This window comes from Vitreoscilla massiliensis (genome assembly GCF_001457815.1).
In the GTDB taxonomy this organism is placed as follows: Bacteria; Pseudomonadota; Gammaproteobacteria; order Burkholderiales; family Neisseriaceae; genus Vitreoscilla; species Vitreoscilla massiliensis.
Map to the genome: position 1 here is coordinate 395,827 of NZ_LN898220.1, position 19,583 is coordinate 415,409.

The 19,583-nt window shown below is 53.4% G+C and carries 17 protein-coding genes; 3 read left to right on the forward strand and 14 right to left on the reverse strand.

Annotated features, from left to right (window positions below; genetic code table 11):
* Positions 1–3 precede the first annotated feature (3 nt).
* Positions 4–1,326 carry an MFS transporter gene (locus tag BN3003_RS10705; RefSeq protein ID WP_199822580.1) on the reverse strand — a complete coding sequence of 441 codons (1,323 nt, stop codon included), beginning with the start codon at positions 1,324–1,326 and terminating at the stop codon, positions 4–6.
* Positions 1,327–1,474: 148 nt separating this feature from the next.
* Here BN3003_RS10705 and BN3003_RS10710 point away from each other — a divergent pair, with 148 nt between their 5' ends.
* Entirely contained in the window at positions 1,475–2,413 is a 939-nt protein-coding gene (locus tag BN3003_RS10710) for a LysR family transcriptional regulator (protein ID WP_058356645.1), read from the forward strand.
* Positions 2,414–2,548: 135 nt separating this feature from the next.
* Here the strand turns inward: BN3003_RS10710 and BN3003_RS10715 are convergent, their stop codons facing one another.
* From BN3003_RS10715 to BN3003_RS10725, 3 genes are all read right to left on the reverse strand, one after another.
* Positions 2,549–3,568, reverse strand: coding sequence for a hypothetical protein (locus tag BN3003_RS10715; RefSeq protein WP_058356646.1), 1,020 nt, complete (start codon positions 3,566–3,568; stop codon positions 2,549–2,551).
* 99 nt (positions 3,569–3,667) lie between these two features.
* The gene (locus BN3003_RS10720) at positions 3,668–5,491 is read right to left on the reverse strand and encodes an HSP90 family protein (protein ID WP_058356647.1); all 1,824 of its coding nucleotides are present in this window, start codon (positions 5,489–5,491) and stop codon (positions 3,668–3,670) included.
* Between the two features lie 152 nt (positions 5,492–5,643).
* Complete coding sequence (locus BN3003_RS10725) at positions 5,644–6,216, reverse strand: hypothetical protein (protein WP_058356648.1); 573 nt, start codon at positions 6,214–6,216, stop codon at positions 5,644–5,646.
* Positions 6,217–6,377: 161 nt separating this feature from the next.
* Between BN3003_RS10725 and rlmF the strand changes: the two genes are divergently transcribed.
* Together rlmF and BN3003_RS10735 are read left to right on the forward strand one after the other, a co-directional pair.
* Positions 6,378–7,337 carry a 23S rRNA (adenine(1618)-N(6))-methyltransferase RlmF gene (gene rlmF / locus BN3003_RS10730; RefSeq protein ID WP_058356649.1) on the forward strand — a complete coding sequence of 320 codons (960 nt, stop codon included), beginning with the start codon at positions 6,378–6,380 and terminating at the stop codon, positions 7,335–7,337.
* 140 nt (positions 7,338–7,477) lie between these two features.
* Positions 7,478–7,696, forward strand: a complete 219-nt coding sequence (locus tag BN3003_RS10735; protein ID WP_058356650.1) for a hypothetical protein — start codon at positions 7,478–7,480, stop codon at positions 7,694–7,696.
* A gap of 3 nt (positions 7,697–7,699) precedes the next feature.
* Here BN3003_RS10735 and BN3003_RS10740 read toward each other — a convergent pair whose 3' ends face one another.
* From BN3003_RS10740 to BN3003_RS10785, 10 genes are all read right to left on the reverse strand, one after another.
* Positions 7,700–8,569, reverse strand: coding sequence for a DMT family transporter (locus BN3003_RS10740; protein WP_058356651.1), 870 nt, complete (start codon positions 8,567–8,569; stop codon positions 7,700–7,702).
* Between the two features lie 326 nt (positions 8,570–8,895).
* Positions 8,896–9,855 carry an AEC family transporter gene (locus BN3003_RS10745; RefSeq protein ID WP_058356652.1) on the reverse strand — a complete coding sequence of 320 codons (960 nt, stop codon included), beginning with the start codon at positions 9,853–9,855 and terminating at the stop codon, positions 8,896–8,898.
* Positions 9,856–10,168: 313 nt separating this feature from the next.
* On the reverse strand, positions 10,169–11,536 hold the full coding sequence (locus tag BN3003_RS10750; RefSeq protein ID WP_058356653.1) for an MFS transporter: 1,368 nt from the start codon (positions 11,534–11,536) through the stop codon (positions 10,169–10,171).
* A gap of 27 nt (positions 11,537–11,563) precedes the next feature.
* Positions 11,564–11,899, reverse strand: a complete 336-nt coding sequence (locus BN3003_RS10755; RefSeq protein WP_058356654.1) for an NIPSNAP family protein — start codon at positions 11,897–11,899, stop codon at positions 11,564–11,566.
* 20 nt (positions 11,900–11,919) lie between these two features.
* Positions 11,920–13,674, reverse strand: coding sequence for an FAD-dependent oxidoreductase (locus tag BN3003_RS10760; RefSeq protein WP_058356655.1), 1,755 nt, complete (start codon positions 13,672–13,674; stop codon positions 11,920–11,922).
* 190 nt (positions 13,675–13,864) lie between these two features.
* On the reverse strand, positions 13,865–14,479 hold the full coding sequence (locus BN3003_RS10765; RefSeq protein WP_058356656.1) for an NIPSNAP family protein: 615 nt from the start codon (positions 14,477–14,479) through the stop codon (positions 13,865–13,867).
* Positions 14,480–14,532: 53 nt separating this feature from the next.
* Positions 14,533–16,233 carry an FAD-binding protein gene (locus BN3003_RS10770; protein WP_058356657.1) on the reverse strand — a complete coding sequence of 567 codons (1,701 nt, stop codon included), beginning with the start codon at positions 16,231–16,233 and terminating at the stop codon, positions 14,533–14,535.
* Positions 16,234–16,242: 9 nt separating this feature from the next.
* Entirely contained in the window at positions 16,243–17,952 is a 1,710-nt protein-coding gene (locus BN3003_RS10775) for an FAD-dependent oxidoreductase (protein WP_058356658.1), read from the reverse strand.
* Positions 17,952–18,779, reverse strand: a complete 828-nt coding sequence (locus tag BN3003_RS10780; protein ID WP_058356659.1) for a sugar phosphate isomerase/epimerase family protein — start codon at positions 18,777–18,779, stop codon at positions 17,952–17,954. The genes BN3003_RS10775 and BN3003_RS10780 overlap by 1 nt, the downstream gene beginning before the upstream one ends.
* Positions 18,776–19,582: a shikimate dehydrogenase family protein gene (locus BN3003_RS10785; RefSeq protein ID WP_058356660.1), complete on the reverse strand. Its 807-nt coding sequence runs from the start codon at positions 19,580–19,582 to the stop codon at positions 18,776–18,778. The genes BN3003_RS10780 and BN3003_RS10785 overlap by 4 nt, the downstream gene beginning before the upstream one ends.
* Position 19,583: the final 1 nt, after the last annotated feature.

Below are 19,583 nucleotides of genomic sequence, written 5' to 3' on the forward strand. Positions count from 1 at the left end.
GGTTTACGCCTCTTTCTTCATTGCAAACGCAATCAACAAAGATGCGCCACCCAACACCAACATCACCGCCATCACTACCCAACCTGCCATCAGCGAGTTGGTCATTTCTTTGGCCATGCCCATGATATTCGGGCTGACAAAACCGCCTAACAAACCGATGCTGTTAATCAAGGCGATGCCACCAGCCGCGGCCGAGCCTTTCAAATACTTGGACGGAATTGCCCAGAAGATGGTGTAAGACGCCCACATCAAGCCGGTTGCCACCGCAATGGCAATGAAAGCCAAGGTGAAATTACTGTCTGCCATCACCGACACGATGAGCAAGGCAGCGGCGGCGACAGCGGTGAGGACGCTGTGCCATTTGCGCTCTTGCAGCTTGTCTGAGGTTTTGGCGAACACAATCATGAACACCGCACTCAATAAATAAGGCACGGCCGACAACCAACCGATGGTGTTCAAATTGTCTATGCCACTGCTTTTAATCAACGACGGCAACCAAAAACCGATGGCGTAAATGCCGCTGATGATGGTGAAGTAGGCAAAAGCCATGAAATACACCCACGGGTCTTTCAATACCGCACCAAAACCGCTGTGGGTAGACGCCGCTTGATGGTGCTGAATTTCGCTGGCGAGCAAGGCTTTTTCACTGTCGTTCAACCATTTGGCTTGAGTCGGATGGTCGGTCAAATAAAATAAGGTGATGATGCCCAAAATCACCGTCGGCAAGCCTTCAATCAAAAACACCCATTGCCAACCCGACATGCCGTGTAAACCATGTGCCACCGTCATGATGTGGGTCGATACGGGTGCGCCCAACATGCCGCCCAATGGGCCTGCCAACATCACAAATGCCATCACCCGTGCCATGCGTTCACCTGAATACCAATACGTCAGGAAAAAAATCATGCCCGGTGCAAAACCCGCTTCGAATACACCGAGCATGAAACGCAACACATAAAACGTGGTGGGATTGTTGACGAACAACATCGACATCGAGGTCACGCCCCATAAAATCATGATGCGGGTAATGGTTTTGCGCGCACCGACTTTTTCCAACAGCAAATTGCTGGGCACTTCAAACATCACATAGCCGAGAAAAAATATCCCTGCCGCCATGCCATACACCGCATCGCTAAAGCCCAACTCTTGCTGCATTTGCAATTTGGCAAAACCAATGTTGACGCGGTCCAAATAGGCGAAAAAATAACACAGCAGCAAAAATGGCAATAAACGCCAGCTGACTTTTTTATACACCGCATCCAACTGCGCTTGGCGCGATTGCGCACCTATGCTACTGCCTCCTGCCATACCCTCTATTGAGTTCATGTGTGTGTTCCTCTGTAGATTTGTGCTTGTAATCAATGTGTTTTGTGTGTGTGCAGTAAATCTCTGCCATTGCAGTATAAAAATGTTAATTCTTGATAACAACAGTATAAATTGCAGATAATGATGCTTTTAAAGCATCAGTGCGGCCATGAATAAAACATTTCCATTTGAAGCACATATTAACGGTGTCAATGAAAAACGCCTGCGCTATTTTTATACGGTGATGATGCTCGGGTCTATCCGCCAAGCCGCCGATTTGTTGGACATAGAACAATCGGCCATCAGCCGCCAGATTCAATTGTTCGAGTCGGAGTTGAAGGTAAAGCTGTTTGAACGCAAAGGCCGCAGCGTGGTGCCAACTGAAGCGGCGTATGTGGTGTTGGAGTATTTCAAGGAACACCAAGCGCGTGAAAACGAGTTGTTCGACAAATTATTCCAGCTCAAAACCACGCAAATGGGCAAGGTTAACGTGGTCTCCAGCGAGGGCTACATCACCCAATTGGTCTACGATGTCTTGCACCATGTGCACGCCAAATACGCCAATTTGGAAATCCATTTGGAATTGTTGAATGTGAACCAAATCGTGCGCCAAGTCAGCGATGGTCTCGCCCACATCGGCTTGGCTTACAACCCGCCCGAACATGCCGACATCGAAGTCATCGCCCAAAAAACCGAGCCCTTAATGCTGGCCGTGCCCGCCAACCACCCACTGACGCAATTAAAGCGGCCTGTAAACCTACACGAGCTGCATGCGTACAAAATCGGCATCATGCCCGTGGGCTATGGCTTTCGGCAATTGCTCGACAGTGAATTGGTGAAAAGCCAATGCGTGCTCAGCAACATCGGCCTCACCACCAATTCCATCGCCGCGCTGAAAAACTATGTGATTTCCGGCCACGGCATTTCGGTGATGCGCCATGCCGACATTCAAGAAGCGGTGGCAGCCGGACAAGCGGCCACGTTAAAACTGGATTCGCACCTGTTTAACAGCGCCAAAACCCGCTTGATGGTGCGCAAAAACAGCGACATTTCCGAATCTACCCATTTGCTGATAGAAAAAATCCAAAGCAGTTTTGGCTTGAGCTAGGACAACACGGCGTGCGACTACAATACCAATCAGATGCATCTTGCTGCTGCAATATCATAGGCCGAGCAACACACAAACAAGCGGCCTGTAAAGTTTACAGGCCGCTTGTATTTACCATCTCAAACACATGCACATTCAAGCATACGGTGCCAATTGTGCTGCCAATTGCTGTTGGTAATAGCGATTGCCATTTCTGCCATCGAAAGCCGCCGCCGCTTGCTCGGCTTGTTGCTTAACGTCTGCCGCCGCCATGCCCACATCTATGCTGACGCCGTGTTTTTGAGCGGCCTGTAACAATACCGCTACCGCCGCCCACAAGCGAAATTGGCGGAATTTGTTTTCGCTTTCGGGCAAGACTTTGAGCTCGGCCTTGGCCACTTTTTCGGCTTCTTGCCATTGCTCGCTGGCGGTCAAATACTGCACGAAATCGGCATTGGCATTTAAAAATTCGGCCTTGCCCTTGGTTAATTTATAGCCTTTTTTAAACCGTTCCGCCGCTGCTTCTGCGTCGCCCAATTGCCAAAATGCCAAGGCCAACACACCATTGGTCAGGTGCGGCACCTCATCGCATTTTTGCTTGCCCGAAATCAAGGCCTTGGCCTTATCCACCGCTTTTTGGTAGTCGCCATGGTAAAACTGGAAATACACCTCGTCATTGGTTTCGCAAGCAATGCAGTCGTTCATGTGGTCTTTTTTCGCTGCCTGCCATTCGGCACGCAAACGCGTCACCTCCTCAGGCTCGCCCATGCTCATCGCAATCATGGTGCGAATTTTGTAATATGGTTTCAAAGAAAACTGAAAGCCAACGTATTTTTGCTTCATGTCGTCGAGCAGATGGTCGATTTGCGCCTTGGATATCTCCGGAAAATCAATGATGCTCAAGGCCACCCATTTGTATTTCCACATCAAATCGTCTTCGTCTATGTAGATTTCCTCGGCTTCAAACTGCTTAATCATCCATGCAAACGCCAGCAATTGCTTTTTGGGCATGCCCAAATCGTAAGTGGCGTCCATCAACATGTCGCGCGCCTCATAGCCGGCCTCGACATCGTTTTCGGCATCGGCCACCTTAATCGCTTGCTCGATTAAGCGCACGCCTTCAACGCTTTTTTCGCCCACTTCATAGGCTTCATCCATGTAATCATAAGCATCCATGTACCGCTCCTTCTGGCTGTCATCGTATGGGGATTGAATCACATTCAATGTGACGTGGCGCCTGTGTCCATGTTTACAGGCCGCCTCAAATTCTTGGGTTTATTTCATCGCCTTAATAATCTGCAACAAGCCTTGGTTCATCAGCTTGACCTCATCTTGTTTCAACGGATAATGCCCCATCAGCAAGGCTTGCACATACAACACCTCGACCACGCTGGCGATGGTGGCCTCGCTCTTGCCAGAGCAAAACACCGATTGCACCACCTCATTGTGAAAATTCAAATACAGCTGCGCCAAAGGCACGCTTTCCTCTTCGGCTTGCAAGCTGCCCAAGATATCACCAAACAAATCATTGCTGGCTTCGGCCACACGCTCCAACTCGCGCTCGGCTTGGGTTTGCTGGCTGCTGATGTAAAGCATGGGGATGTTGTGCGGGCTGAAGTAATTCAACACCACTTGCACTTGGTAAGCAGCCATGCGCGTGTTCAGGCCGCTTAATAAAGTGGCAAACGCGCGTTCTTCCTCGGCAAACAGCGGTTGGAACGCGAATTCCACGTCCTCGGCTTGGAACAATTTGAACACCTCACGCCCCAATACCTCGTTCAAACGCTTCAGAATAGGGGCATCGTAAGCATAGCCACCGTTCACCAACGGCACTTGCTGCGCCCGCACCACATCGGCGATTTGACGGAATTCATCGACACTGTGGGTGTAGTAAATCACATCCGATTGCGACAACAGCGTTTGCAGTGTTTCCTCGCCATTCAAGGTACGGAAACTCAGGTGTGGATAAATGAATTGCAGCAAGTCGCGGTCTTCACAGGCCAAAGCTTTGAAGGCCAAATAATGGGTATTGAGCAGGCGTTGCAATTGCTTTTCCGGCATGGCCTTGATTTGCTGCTTCAGCGACGCGCCCAATGCTTGGCTGACACGCTCCAAAGCCTCGTTGTGGTAAAACGCCTCGCGCGACGCCACCGGTTGTAATTCTTGCGTCCAAATCACTGTTTGGGTAAAAAACGCCCACTCCGGCATCACCGCTTCAACCTCATCGCTGACAAACATGCGGTTCAAATAGGCGCGGTGCAACCGGCGCGCATGCGTGCTCACCGCAAACGGAATCACATACGCCACCGCAAACGTGTTGCCAGTTTCATTGCTTAAAATAAAATAGTCTTGCAGCCGCATGTCGTCGCCGAGCAAGCTGCGCCCCAATTGCAACACTTGGGCGCGGCTTAAGGCGTGTAAATCGGCCAAGCTGCCCACGCCATTGCTACGCTCATTAATCCACAGGCGTTTGCGCCCATCTAGCAGGTAAATCGGCACTTCCAAACACGCACCGTATTGAAACAAATACTCGCGCAAGTTCTCGTGTAACTCGGCGAAATCTGTGGTGGCGATGTCGTTTTGATAGCTCAAATACACGGTGGTACCGACTTCAGGCCGCTCACTCAGTGGCAACTCATTGATGGCATAAGTGCCATCGCCATTGCCGCGCCATTCCAATACCGTGCCTGTTTTGGCCGAATGGGTGATTAAACGTATCTCAGTGGTGACGACAAAACATGACAACAAGCCTATGCCAAAGCGGCCAATAAAGCTTTGCTCGGCGCTGTCGCCAAAGTTTTTCTCGCCTTTGGACGAGCTGGCGATGGTGGCCAAAAACACCTCGATTTCGTCGGCAGTCAAACCGATGCCATTGTCGGCAAAGCACAAGGTTTTGCTGCCCGTAGCCTTATCTTGCAGCAAGGCCACCTCGATTTCGCCAGCGTCAAAATCCGCATCCCACAGACGCCGCGCACGAATGGCATCGGTGCCGTTTTGCAATAATTCGCGCACATACACGTTTTGGTCGCTGTACAAATGGTTGGACAAAATATCAATCATGCCAGCGAGATTGACTTGGAAGCGGTTTTCTTGGCTCATGGTTGGACTCAAGCATTTGAATAATAAGACGTGCGCTTATCTTAGAGAGGATGCTTTAAATTGACAAGCGAGCTTACTTAAATTGAAAAATTGCAACTTGCAGATGCAAGCGGCCTGTAAACGCTTTACAGGCCGCCTCTCAATACACAGCATCAATGGGCAATAGGCTGACGCTGCATCTCATACAGACATTGCGCCCACTCTTCCGCCGTTGGGGCGCGCTGATAAGTGCGTACAAACACCTGCCATGCCAGCAACGGGCGTGCATCCAAGGCTTGCAGCGGCACATCCACGCGCCAACCATTGCGCGCCTTAACACGCAGGTGTGGCATGCCATTGATGGTTTTGTCTTGCAAGGCAGCGATGTCGCTAAAAACGATTTGCCGCGCTTGGCCGATGCCACGGTGGTATTGCACATAAGTGGGCGCCACCGCCACATACCAGCGCTTGCCCACCCACAAAATGGCCGCGCCCAAACCGCCCACTATCAGCGCACACAGCAATGGTGCCAAACGCAGCATGCCTTGGTATTTGTAGGCGGCAAACACCATCATCGCCACCGCCATGCCCACCATTGTTTGCGCCACATGTCTTAACAACGGCGACATGCGCACCACATTGCGCTGCTGCGGGGCGGCCCTGACACTGCGGCTGAGCAAATATTGCTGCAACAGTATGGCCACCAGCGTCACCACCACCATCCACACCGCATCCATTGCCGTCATCACATTGCCTTAAGGATTGATTTTAATGGCAACACATTGTGCCCAAGCCCAAGCGGCCTGTAAATCGTGCGTGACCAACGGTGAGCACACCACCATCGCATCAACACACTCCCGCTGTCTGCGCATGTTAAAATCAGCGTTCATTCTTTTAGCGCACCCGCATGAAACCATCGACACCCCGCTCTCGCAAACCGGCTCAGCCTGCCGCCAACCAGCCAACTCAGGCGGCCACAGCCGCGCCTAGCCGTTTGCATCCGAACAATCCCCACCACGGTCGCTACGATTTGGCCGCCTTGGCCGCGGCCGTGCCCGCTTTGCAAGGCTTTTTCATCACCACGCCAGCCGGCGACACCAGCATAGACTTTAGCAATGCCAAAGCGGTGTTGTGTTTGAACCAAGCCTTACTCAAGCAGTTTTACGGCATAGCACATTGGTCGCTGCCACAAGGCTTTTTGTGCCCACCAATACCGGGACGTGCCGATTATGTGCACCATGCCGCCGATTTGCTCCAGCTGCCCTATCAGCGGCCTGTAAACGCTCCGCAAGTGATACGCGTCTTGGACATAGGCACAGGCGCGAATCTGATTTACCCCATCATCGCCACCCGCGCCTTGGGCTGGCAAGTGGTTGGCAGCGACATCAGCAGCGCCGCCATCGCCAATGCCAATAAAATCATCGCCGCCAATGCCAATTTGGCCGGCACCGAAGTGCGTTTGCACGCAGACGCCAGCAAGACCTTCAGCGGCGTGATACAGGCGGGCGAGTATTTCGACCTCACGCTGTGCAATCCACCGTTTTTCAAATCCGCCGATGAGGCCAACAAACAAGCGGCGCGTAAATGGCGCAATCTTAAAGGTGCCAAGGCTTCGAGCGTGCGCAATTTTGGTGGCCAACAAGCGGAATTGTGGTGTGATGGCGGCGAATGGGCGTTTTTGCGCCGTTTAATCACCGAAAGCGGCCTGTACGCGGCGCAAGTCGGTTGGTTTACCTCGTTGGTATCGAACCAAGACCACCTGCCCAAGCTGCAAGCGCTGTTGCGTCAGTTAAAAGCCAGCGAGGTTAAAATCGTGCCCATGGCGCAAGGACAAAAGCGCAGCCATCTGTTGGCATGGCGGTTTTAAGCTAGGTGTGAAATGTTTACAGGCCGCATCTGTAGCTGTGTCTCACATGTATGCTGCTGAGTAATGAGTTTGATGCCAGACAGCACGGCGGCGGAGCACATGGCTTAAGATGGCGCCATAAAAGCTGATGGAGGCAAAACATGGGCAGTTATGGCTGGGTCGCATTGCTCTACCTTATTTACAGCGTCTGCACCGATTGGTTGGTGTTTCGCTACGATGAGGATGCTGCCAGCGACCGCTTGAGCATCTTGCGTCAATTGGGCGGCAGCGACTTGAAAATGGCCGCCATTGCTTTGTGGATATTGGTGACCGTATCGTTAGGCTTTGCGGTCTTAATCGATTATTTGGACTGGGAATAAGCATTAAGCACGTTTCAATAAGGCGATCATCGCCCCCACCATCGCCAAGCCTATGCCCACCACCAAGTTCAGGCTCAACGGCGTTTCGCCCAATAACACACTGGCAGTGCCACCGATGGCCGGAAACAAAGCCACCATATAACTGCCTTTGACCACGCCTATGCTGCGTATCAAATACACATACATCAACCATGCCGCAAACGAGCCGAGCAAGGCCAAATACAGCAAGCCGGCCCAATAATGCAGCGAGGCCGGAAAATGCAGAGGCTTGCCCATCACCAAGGTCAGCATGGCGATGGCGACCAAGGCGGTGAGCATGCCGATGGAATTGGCGGTAATCGGTTCGACATGGTGTTGGTTATTGTAATACGACAGCGTGTCACCGATTGCCGTGACCAAAGTGCCGGCGATGGCAAAGCCCAAGCCAATCAGAAAGCTGTGCGACAGCGCATGCAAATTGGGCAACACAATCACCGCCACGCCGACGATGCCAAACACACCACCAAGATAGACGCGCGGGCTGATGGGTATTTTGAACGCCTTACCTATCATCAGCGGCGTCACCATCACCTTCAGTGAAAAAATCAGCGTCACCATCGCCGCGCTGCTGTAAATGGTCGCGTAATACAACAGCAAATAACTGAGGGCAAAACTGCACAGGCCAAAGCCCATCACCGTGCCCAATAACTTGCGCGGCATGGCTTGCTGTTGCGGCCGTATTTTCAGCCAATACAGCACAAAAAACAGCACAAACGCAATCGCCGAGCGGTATAGCAGCGACACCTCTAACGGATTGGCCGTGCCTTGTATCTTCACGGCAATGAAATTCAAACCCCAAATCAACATGCAAGCCAAGTACATCAAGGTATTCAAAATCGCTCCATGCCAGCGGCGGTGGTGAGTGAGTTGTGAGAATCAATGCGGGTGCAAATCTGTACCCGCGATGTGCACACGATGGCAAATCAGTTTATTTCATGTCGGCATCATGCACTATCACAGCTTACAGGCCGCCCACACTGCCTCGCAACAGTTGGACACAGTATTTTTTGAGTGCATGTGTGTTTGCGATTTGAAATGCAAACAAGCGGCCTGTAAACCCCAATCAGGGTTTACAGGCCGCTTGTTTATATCTCTAAAACGATAGAGTGTTTTAAACCTTGTTTAACACGCTATTGCCAGCTGTTAAAGCACCTTAAAATCTACAACCACCCCAACGGTTTCATCAGTCCCAAACCCAAGGATGCCACAAACATCGCGCCAAACGTGGTGATGCCGACGATATTGGCGGCGGCGACATCATTGCCGCCCATCGCTTTGACCATCACATAACTGGCGGCGGCCACGGGTGTGGCGCTCATCATAAACAACACCCCAAACTGTATGCCTTCCAAACCCATGGCCTTGCCGATGATGACGGCGACCAGCGGCGCTACCAACAAGCGGCCAACGCTAGACCATTGCGACACACCGCTGACTTTCAGCACCGATTTCAAATCAAACGCCGCGCCCGCGCAGATTAAGGCCAAGGGCAAAGCCATCGCCGCCAAGAAGTGGCCAGTTTGGTCAAACACCGGATGCAGCGGAATGGCCAAGGCTTTCCACACGATGGCGACCACAATCGAGATGATGAGCGGATTTTTGGCCATTTGTTTGAGCATGGTCAGCCACGGAATTTGCTTGCCCGGATTGAGCGAGCGCGTCAGCGTAATCACCGCCAACACATTGTAGAGAAACGTCATCGCGCCCGTCATCACCGCGCCCACGGCAATTCCTTCGGCGCCATAAGCATTGGCGCAGAACGCCAAGCCGACGATGCCAGTATTGGCGCGGTACACGCCCTGTACAAACACGCCGCGGTCGCGCACCTCGGGGATGATTTTGGTCGCCACCCATTCTGAGCCGAAGAACAATACCAAGGCACACAGTGCGCCGGCCACCACCATATCGACTTGGGCACGGTAATCGGCGTCGGAGGCGACGATGCTGAAAAACATCAACAAGGGCAGCGACCAATTGAACACCAAATTCGATGCTTGGGCGCAAAACGCATTGTCAACTTGACGGCGAAAGCGCAGCCACAGCCCCAACAACAATAACAATAAATTCGGTAAGGTCACAGACAGGGAAAATTGGGTTGCTTCAAGCAAGGATTGCCACATGGTTGGCTTTCAAAACGCAGTAAGTGGAGAACACAGAGGACAAACGGCAGGTACCCATTATTTCATTTTCAGACACAGGCGTCACCCGTTCGCCATTCAAATCCTGTGCCGTCACTGCCAGTCTGATTCTCATCTTGTCGATTTTGCTGTGTGCCTAGGCCATGTATGCCGATAGGTTCACATTGCTCAAGCCCTCTGCTTAGATGGCCACATGGCGAGTATTGATGGTTTACAGGCCGCATACCATGCACAAGCGGCCTGTAAAGACAAAAAAACCATGGCAGCGAACTGACATGGTTGGATAGAACAGTACTTAAGAATGCAACGAGGTTTTTTGGCCAGACTGCAAAGTCGGTGGGCTGACTTCACGCGCCTTTATGCCTTTCACCAACACCGCCAAGCCGGCCAACACCGCTGGAATCACCAACAGGCTGAACATGGTTTGCAAGCTGTAGCCTTGGCTGATCATGTGCGCACCGGCAAACGCGCTCAAAATCGCGCCGAAACGGCCGATGCCATTCATCCAACTGGCACCGGTGGCACGCGCTTGGGTGGGGTAGAAATTGGTGGCCAAGGCCGACATGCCGACCGAGCCGCCATTGAAACAAAAACCCAAAATCCATGCGCACACCGACAACAACAGCAAATTGTGCCCAAACTGACCCAAGGCATAAGTCGCAAGCGCACCGACAAACATCGCAATGGCCAACACCTTGTGCGGCTTGAATTTGTCCATCGCCCAACCAAAAAACAGACAACCCAAAGGCCCACCGATTTGGAACACCGATGTCACCGTTGCCGCTTGTGAGATGCTGAAATCATTCATCTTGATGATGGTTGGCAACCAACTGCTGCACAGATAAATCAAGAACAACACCGTGAAATACGCCATCCACAACATCATCGTGCCCAAGAAATACGGCTTAGACACCACCAAGGCCAAGGCACTTTGCTGTTTGGCGGCGGTTTCACCCGCAACAAAACGGCTGTGCTCATTGGCAGAATTGGGGCTGATGCGGTTGATGATGGCGCGAATTTTGGCTTGCGGGGCATTTTTGGCCACCATGACCGCCAACGATTCGGGCATGCGCCACAACATAAACGGCAACAAAACCAATGGCAACACGCCGCCCAACAAAATCACACTGCGCCAGCCAAACGCCGGTATCATCCATGCCGCTACAAAACCACCGGCAGCAGCGCCCAGAGAAAAGCCGCAATACGCCAAAGTCACAAAAAACGCGCGCCGACGCACGGGTGCGTATTCAGATGACAAAGTCGCTGCATTCGGCGCGGCCGCACCCAAACCCAAACCGGTCAAGAAGCGGTAAATCACCAAATGGGTCAAGTCTTGCGAAAACGCTGTAACCACAGTGAAGACGCCGAAGAAAAACACACTCGCCACCAACACTTTTTTGCGACCAAACTTGTCGGCCAAGGGACCGGCCACCAAAGCACCGATGGACAAACCAAACAAAGCCGCGCTCAACACAGGGCCCAAGTCTTTGGCGGTCACGCCCCACTCTTGCATGATTTGCGGCGCAGCCAAGCCCATCACCACCACATCAAAACCGTCTATGGCGATGATGGCAAAGCAGAAAAACACCACCAGCTTTTGAAAACCGCTGATTTTGGGGCCATTGATGACCTCACGTACGTCTATGACATTATTGTTATTCATGTTTCTTTTCTCTCCATGATGCTGGATTTATACCGTGGTCGTGTTCATCGCCACTTTTTTAATGATTTGATTGTGTTGTGCCACCACCAAGCCTTTGGTCGCTTGCAAATAGGTCGCAAACTCCGGATCAGCATCGCGCGCATTACTGCGGCGCTCATAATCGGCCAAGCTTTCGTACTCCCAAATGTGCACAAATTGGTTCAAAGTGCCGATGGTGGTGGTGTAAAAGCCCACCGGCGTGCCCAAGTGCTTCATCAACAAAGGCATGGCCAATTCGTTGAAGTGTTGTAAAAATTCCGCCATACCGCGCGGCGCGATGCTGTAAAAGCGCAAATCCACGATTGGATAATCTTGTTCATTCATGTGTGTTCTCTGGTAGGGATTCAAACGGCAGCAGATGCGGCCTGTAATTCTTGTACTTGTGCTTTATCGGCAATCACATTGGCAGTGACATAGCCGTAAGTCATGATCGGGCCTAAGGTGATGCCGGCGCCAGGGTAGTTGCCACCCATCACGCTCTTACGGTCGTTACCGACGCTGTACAGGCCGGCAATCGCTTGCTTGTCCGCGCCCAAGACTTCGCCCACAGGCGTGGTTTCGATGCCGTTAAACGTGCCCAAATCGCCCATATACACCTTCACCGCGTAAAACGGACCTTGTGCCACTGGGGCCACGCAAGGATTCGGTTGGTGTTCTGGGTCGGCCAAATAGCGGTTAAACGCAGTTGAGCCACGGCCGTATTCAGGGTCTTCGCCATGCACCGCGTGCAAATTGTATTCAGCAATGGTGTCACGCAAACCTTGTGCATCTATGCCGGTTTTTTGTGCCAATTCGTCCAAGCTCGCGCCTTTGAACAAATAGCCTTGTTTGATGAGTTTGCCGTGTGGCAACGGTGCGGGTTTCACATAGCCCAAGCCATATTTGGCCAAAGTCTTGCCATCGCACACCAACCACATCGCGGTTTCTTTTTCGCCTTCGCAAGCACGCCACAAAGCCGCACCGACATCGTGGTAAGAATTCGATTCATTGCAAAAGCGCTGACCATTTTTCAATACGCCTATCACACCGGGTTTGTAGCGGTCGAGCAAATGCGGGAACACGCCAAACTCGCCACCTTTCATCGGTACACGCGAAACTGGCATCCATGCTGAATTGTCGGCGTAATCGCTGCTCACTGTGGCGCCCACGCTTTCGGCCAAACGTGCACCATCGCCAGTATTGCCTGTGGGCACTGGTGAGAAATGTTCGCCGCCGTTGGCCAAATGTGGGTACATTTTTTTCAAACGGGCACGGTCGTGCGAGAAGCCACCACTGGCCAGTACCACACCGTGTTTGGCATGGATGTTGCGCAAGCTGCCATCGGCAGCTTTCACTTGCAAACCGACCACGCGGCCGTCTTCAACCAACAACTCTTTGGCAGCGGTTTCAGTGAAAATAGGGATGTTCAAGTCAAACGCCGATTTGGCCAAACGGGCGGCCAAGGCATTGCCGGAAGTCACGTTGGTGCCGCGTTTGTACAAGGCCAATTCTTTCAGGTGTATGCCCAAACGTTTGGCCACGTACACGAACGACACCGGCGATTTGGTCACTTGGAAGAAATGTTTCAAGTCAGCATTGGAAGAATTGAACATCATGCCGATGAAGGTAATGGTTTTTAGCGGTGGGCGCAGGCGTGACATTTCATCGCCCAATTCGCGGATGTCAAACGGTGCCGCCAAAATCGAACGACCAATATCCACGCCGCCATCCACATCAGGATGGTAATCTGGGTACAAAGTCGGCACGAATTTCACCGTGGTTTCGCGCTCGAAAAACTCGACCATTTTCGGGCCATTGTCGAAAAATACCGCCGCAGATTCGGCATCAAAATGCTCACCGGCTTCATTTTGCAAATACTTCATCGCTTCTTCACGGCTGTCTTGTATGCCTTGCTTTTTGGCATAAGGGTTATTGGGTACCCACAACACACCACCTGAAAACGCGGTCGTGCCGCCATAAACCGCTTCTTTTTCCACCACGATGACTTTCAGGCCGCGTTTGGTCGCGGTAATCGCGGTAGACAAACCACCGGCACCGGAACCCACCACGACCAAATCGCACACAGCGTCGACATTTAAACTTTTGTTTTGACTGGACATTGCCCTCTCCTTGCTGAAATTGTTTTTGCTTATTGGGGTAAGTGCGGCTAGAGTAGGGGCTATCGGGTGGGCTGAGAATGGGGTGTGCCCCCCATGTGCGCGATGTACGTCATCTCATTACGCTAATCGCGCAAATACGACAAAAAAAAGACCGTGCCAAGCACGGTCTTTTTGATGCGGAGCAATAAATTTATTGCAACGGTGAGATTTTGGTTGGCAGCGCCATCAGCGATTCCATGTCGTTGGTCAACCATTGTGGGCCACCTTTTGGCGGCCAAATGCCTTGTGCCACCGCATCGGCGCGCACTTGGCTGCGTTGGTTCACCGACTCATACGGCCAAATGTTAACGATGCGCGGCTCGCCATCCAAGCTGCTCATCACCACCGTCAATTTCGACAACTCAGTACGCGCTGGCACAGCCACTTCCCACGCCGCGTGCACGTGTGGCAAACCGCCATGTTTCATGTGGTAAGTGCGGATTTCATACACAGGGCCAAACGCACCGGTTTCCACTTCTGGCAAGAATGGGAAACCTTGGTAAGAATCGACGCTGACGTGTTCCAACCACTCTTGCGCATAAAATGGATTCGGCGCTTGCGCAAAACGCGCACGTTCTTGCTGCAACTCTTCCAAAGTCTTGAATTCGCGCAAGACCAATACTTGGTTCAAAGCGCCGATGTCGCTGAACCACACGCCCAATAAGCGGCCTGTAACGGCTTCGGCGACGAATTTTTCTATGCCCGCGGCCACATCAGCGGCTTTGCCCATGTGGATGTCTAAAGTGGCCAATTCATAATAATGCATGTGTTTTTCCTTGTTTAAAGGTTTCAGTGTTCAAATGGATAAGGTCTCAAGGCTTACAGGCCGCTTTCATGCGCCAGTTTGCCTGCCGCATGTTTGGCAATGCGCCAACCGAAGACCATGCCGGGGCCTATGGTGGTGCCGGGGCCGGGGTAAGTGCCTTTGAATATCGACGCCAAGTCGTTGCCGCACGCGTACAAACCGGGTATCGCCTCGCCCTGCCCGTTCAAGACGCGGCCAAACTCATCGCCAGCAAAACCGACGCTGCTGGCGCAATCAATCGGCTTCACCGCCAAGGCGTAAAATGGCGCGCTTAGAATCGGGCCTATACACGGATTCGGTTGCACGGCTGCATCGCCATTGAAGCGGTTCATCTTGCCGGTGCCACGGCCAAATTCGACATCGTCGCCGGTGATGGCGTAAGCATTGTTGCGGATGACGCTTTGTTCCAGTTCGCCCGCATCCACGCCGATTTTGCCCGCCAATTCGCGCACCGTAGCGGCCTGTACCACATAGCCATGCTTGAGGTAATACTTGAGTTTTTGCGCCCCCGGCATGATCAGACCCAAGCCGTATTTGTGGATAAACGCATCGTCACAAATCAAATACGCCGGCGTACTGACATTGCCTTGTTGCGCGGCCAATTGGCCGACACAAAAATCGTGGTAGGAATCGGTTTCGTTGACAAAGCGCTTGCCACTGGCGGTGACCGCAATCAGGCCGGGCTTGGCACGGTCGAGGATGATGTGTGGCCACACCGCCAATTGGCCGTTGGGCTTTTTGAAGGTCGAACATGGGAACCACAATACCGGATGGGCTTCATTGTCGAGTTGGGCGCCGGCTTTGAGGCCGCTGGTGAGGCCGTCGCCAGTGCTCAGTTGCGGTGCCAACGAGTAATCGCGCGTGCCGATGGGGAAGTATTGCTGGCGCAATTGGGCATTCCACGCCACCCCGCCGGTTGCCAACACCACACCTTTGCGGGCGATGACGCGTTTCTTGCCTTGAGCAGTGGCTATGATGGCACCGATGACGCGGCCATCCTCTAACAACAATTCTTGCAATGGCGACTCGTACCAAATCTCGGTTTGGTATTTTTTCAAGCTATAGAGCAAGCGTCCGACCAAGGCATTGCCCATTACCAAACGCGTGCCGCGCTTGTATTTCAATCGGTCTTTGAAATAAGGCAACACCACTTGCAGCGTGGTTTTGACATTGCCCACCGAGCTTACAGGCCGCAATAAGGCCGACAATTCATTGCGGTTGACCATCATGCCGCCCAAGCCCATGAATTCAGGGCGCGGAGGCAACACGCGGTCGAAATCGTCGCCCAATACCTTGGCATCAAAGGCCATGGGTGCCAAAGCACGGCCACCAAAGGCTTCACCCGGTTGGTTTTTGACATAATCAGGATGGGCGAAGGCCGCGGCAAATTTCACCTCGGTTTTGGCATCCAATTCCGACACCATCTCAGGGCCAGAGCGTAAAAAAGCCTCACGCAAATGCTCGCCACCGCGCTCGCCCACCACCGCTTTTAAAAACGCGCGTGCGTCTTCGACCTTATCGGGCACACCAGCTTTGACGCTCAAATGCGTACCCGGCACCCACGTGGTGCCACCAGAGGTGGCAGTGGTGCCGCCCACTTGTTTGGCTTTTTCGCACAACAGCACGTCCAAGCCTTCCATGCGGCCTGTAAGTGCCGAGGTCATGCCAGCAGCGCCGCCGCCGATGACCAATAAATCCACTGTTTTTTGTTCCATGCTGCTTCCTTAATCCTGCTTGCCTGCGATGTGACGGGCGGCGACATAGCCAAACGTCATCCCCGGACCCAAAGTGATGCCACCGCTGGGGTAATGCCCACCCATCACGCTGTTCATGTCATTGCCCACGGCGTACAGGCCGCTTATCGGTGTGCCCGTGTCGTCCAACACTTGCGCGTGGCGGTCGGTTTTCAAACCGGCGAAGGTGCCCAAACTGCCCGGCACGATTTCCACCGCGTAAAACGGCGGCTTGATAATGGGTGCGACACACGGATTGGGACCGACACTGGCATCGCCTGCCACGCGTTGGTACAGATTGCTGCCACGACCAAATTCAGGATCTTGGCCGCGCTCGGCATGGCCGTTGTAATGGCGCAGCGTGGTTTCAAAGCCGTTCACGTCTATGCCACAGGCGTGTGCCAACTCGGCCAAGGTGTTGCCGCTTTTTAAATAACCATTAGCCAGCCACGGTTTTAAGGACAAAGGAAACGGCTTCACCGCGCCCAAACCATAACGGCGAATAAAGGTGTGGTCACAAATCAACCACGATACCGCGCGCTCACCCGCAGGCGTCGCCGCCAACATGTCTTTGACAAAAGCGTGGTAAGGGCCGCCCTCATTGGTAAAGCGCTGACCATTGGCACGCACCGCAATCAAACCCGGTTTGCCGCGTTCGACCAAATGCGGGAAACGCCCCCATGAACCGTCGGCTTGTGGCACCAAAGACACTGGACTCCACGCGCCAGATGCTGCTTGAGTGGTGTCGACACTGCCGCCCAAGCGCTCACCCAGATTCAGCCCATCACCGGTATTGGTGGTGGGTGCGGCCGAGTGATGTGGCGTGCCGTTTTGGACATGCGGGAACAATTGCTGTTGGCGCACCACATCGTGTGGAAAACCACCGGCAGCCAACACCACCGCGCGCTTGGCAACAATATTGACCTGCCCTTGTGGCGTGTCCAACACCACCGTGCGCGCGCCAGCATCGTCTGCATTGCCTATGTCACTGGCGCGGGCATTGAGCACAAATGCCACATTCAAACGCAAGGCCGATTCCAGCAAGCGCGCGACCAAGGCATTGCCATTGACGATTTGTTGGCTGCGACCGTATTGCAACAAGTCGCGGCCATGTTTGCTGATGCGTTTGCCCACGTAGTAAAACGACGACCACGATTTGAAGCTGTGCAAGAAGTGTTTCATGTCGGCACCGGAAGCGATGCCCATGCCCCACAGCGTGGTTTCATAGATGGGGCGGCGCAACATGGCCAGATTCTTGCCCAAGCCACGGCCGTCGTAAGGCGCGGCCACCACCGAGCGCCAACCATTTTTAGCACCGGCCAATTCGCCGAAGAAATCGGGCACGGCACTGCCGGGCAAAAACTTCACCGCGGTGTTTTGCTCAAAAAACGCCAGCATTTGCGGCGCTTGCTGCAAATACTGCGTCATCATCTTGGCTTCAAAACGCTCACCACACACGGCCTGTAAATACGCCGTCACATCGGCATCCGAGTCACCGGTGTTTTGACCGGCGGCGTGCGGCGCATGCGGTATCCACAGCCAGCCGCCCGAAAACGCACTGGTGCCGCCGACCACATTGGTTTTCTCGATCACCGTCACTTTCAAGCCTAAGTGAGCCGCGGTCACCGCCGCGGCCAAGCCGCTGGCACCTGAGCCGATGATGAGCACATCGGTGTCACGTGATGTGTGCAACGCCGCCATCACTCACCTCCCACCGCGGCCGTGGCGAGCAGTTTCTTGGCCTGATCTATGGCCATTTGCGCGCGCTGCTGCGGTTTAAAATGTTGCGCCAATTCGGTGTTGGGAATTTCCAAGCCTATGGGTTTGCCCTCGTCGATCAATTGCGCAAAACTGAGCAAATCCAATTCGCCGCTGCCCGGTAACAAACGTGCGCCGCGCGCCACCACAATCAAACCCTCATCGCTGGGGTCGTATTTGGTATAGGCATCACACAATTGGATGTAATGAATCATGTCGCTGGGCAAGGCGGCGATTTCGGCCAAGGTCGAATCCGAACGGGCAAAATGCAGCGAATCGAGCAACACGCCAGCATTGGATGCACCGCTGTGCTCCACTATGGCGCGCGCTTGGCGCAGGTTTTTCACCGCCGTCCACGGCATGAATTCCAAATCTGCGGTCAGATTGAATTCACTAGCCAATTGGCAAAACTCGGCATACGAGTCTTGCAAACGCGCCGCGTCGGTATCATCGCCCGCCACCAACACATGCGCCGCGCCCAAGGCCGCCGCCCGTTCTACAAACGGCTTAAAGCCGTCGTTGCTGTAGCTGTCTTTTAAACGCACGATTTCGACATCGGCCACTTTCACGCCAGTATCGCGTAAGGCGGCCTGTACTTCGCGCAGCAAGGCCTCATCGTGCAACAAAGGATAAGCGGCTTCGCCACTGGCAGCGGCTGGCAAGATGCGCAAGCCGACATAGTCGTAGCCACAAGCGGCGGCGATTTCGACCGCCTCCACTGGGCTGGCTTCGGCCACGGTCAAGAAAGACAAGGAATAGGAGCGGCTCATGCGCGTGCCTCCTCAGTTTGCAATAAGAACTGCACCATCAAATCGCGCACTTCGGCAAACATGTCCAAACCGATCATCGATTTGCAGCCCAAAGCGCGACCGGCAGTGATAAAAGGCGTGACTTCTGGCGCGGTAATCACATCGCCGACAAACATAGCGGCCTGTAATTTATCGGTTTGAAACGGCAAGGCATCGCCTGCTTGCATGCCGCTTGGGGTGGCGTTTAACACCACATCAAAGCCAGTCGGATCGTCAGAACCGATGCTGATGCTGGCCAAACCCAAGCCTTGTAAACGGACAATCAAATCATCACGGCGCTGCGCATCGCGTTCTGAAATCGCCAATTCGGCCACGCCTGCTTGCACCAAGGAATAGGCAATCGCCCCACCGGCACCACCGGCACCGGCGAGCAAGACTTTCTTGCCTTGCAACACCCCGCCTTGCTTGAGCAAGGCGGCGACAAAACCCTGACCGTCGAACATGTCGCCGTGCCAGCCATTGGCGGTTTTGCGCACGGTGTTGACCGAACCCAAGAACGCTGCTTCAGGCGACACGCTGTCACACAAGTCTTTGTAGGCGATTTTGTGCGGCACGGTCACAATGACGCCGTCGATGTTTTGCACTTGTTTCACCCCGGCGGCAAAAGCCGCCAACTGCGCTGGTGCCACATGCGCCGGAATACAGGCCGCATTCACCCCTTGGTTTTGCATCATTTCAGTCACGCCTTGTGGCGATTTCACTTGCGCAATCGGGTCACCGACCACGTAATAAACGCGGGTTGCGCCATTTAAGCTGATGGTCATT

Coding starts and splice junctions, on each gene's coding strand:
- BN3003_RS10710 (WP_058356645.1), top strand. CDS start 1,475: ATGAATAAAACATTTCCATTTGAAGCACATATTAACGGTGTCAATGAA.
- BN3003_RS10715 (WP_058356646.1), bottom strand. CDS start 3,568: ATGGATGCTTATGATTACATGGATGAAGCCTATGAAGTGGGCGAAAAA.
- BN3003_RS10735 (WP_058356650.1), top strand. CDS start 7,478: ATGGGCAGTTATGGCTGGGTCGCATTGCTCTACCTTATTTACAGCGTC.
- BN3003_RS10725 (WP_058356648.1), bottom strand. CDS start 6,216: ATGACGGCAATGGATGCGGTGTGGATGGTGGTGGTGACGCTGGTGGCC.
- BN3003_RS10745 (WP_058356652.1), bottom strand. CDS start 9,855: ATGTGGCAATCCTTGCTTGAAGCAACCCAATTTTCCCTGTCTGTGACC.
- BN3003_RS10720 (WP_058356647.1), bottom strand. CDS start 5,491: ATGAGCCAAGAAAACCGCTTCCAAGTCAATCTCGCTGGCATGATTGAT.
- BN3003_RS10775 (WP_058356658.1), bottom strand. CDS start 17,952: ATGGCGGCGTTGCACACATCACGTGACACCGATGTGCTCATCATCGGC.
- BN3003_RS10780 (WP_058356659.1), bottom strand. CDS start 18,779: ATGAGCCGCTCCTATTCCTTGTCTTTCTTGACCGTGGCCGAAGCCAGC.
- BN3003_RS10760 (WP_058356655.1), bottom strand. CDS start 13,674: ATGTCCAGTCAAAACAAAAGTTTAAATGTCGACGCTGTGTGCGATTTG.
- BN3003_RS10755 (WP_058356654.1), bottom strand. CDS start 11,899: ATGAATGAACAAGATTATCCAATCGTGGATTTGCGCTTTTACAGCATC.
- BN3003_RS10770 (WP_058356657.1), bottom strand. CDS start 16,233: ATGGAACAAAAAACAGTGGATTTATTGGTCATCGGCGGCGGCGCTGCT.
- rlmF (WP_058356649.1), top strand. CDS start 6,378: ATGAAACCATCGACACCCCGCTCTCGCAAACCGGCTCAGCCTGCCGCC.
- BN3003_RS10750 (WP_058356653.1), bottom strand. CDS start 11,536: ATGAATAACAATAATGTCATAGACGTACGTGAGGTCATCAATGGCCCC.
- BN3003_RS10785 (WP_058356660.1), bottom strand. CDS start 19,582: ATGACCATCAGCTTAAATGGCGCAACCCGCGTTTATTACGTGGTCGGT.
- BN3003_RS10765 (WP_058356656.1), bottom strand. CDS start 14,479: ATGCATTATTATGAATTGGCCACTTTAGACATCCACATGGGCAAAGCC.
- BN3003_RS10705 (WP_199822580.1), bottom strand. CDS start 1,326: ATGAACTCAATAGAGGGTATGGCAGGAGGCAGTAGCATAGGTGCGCAA.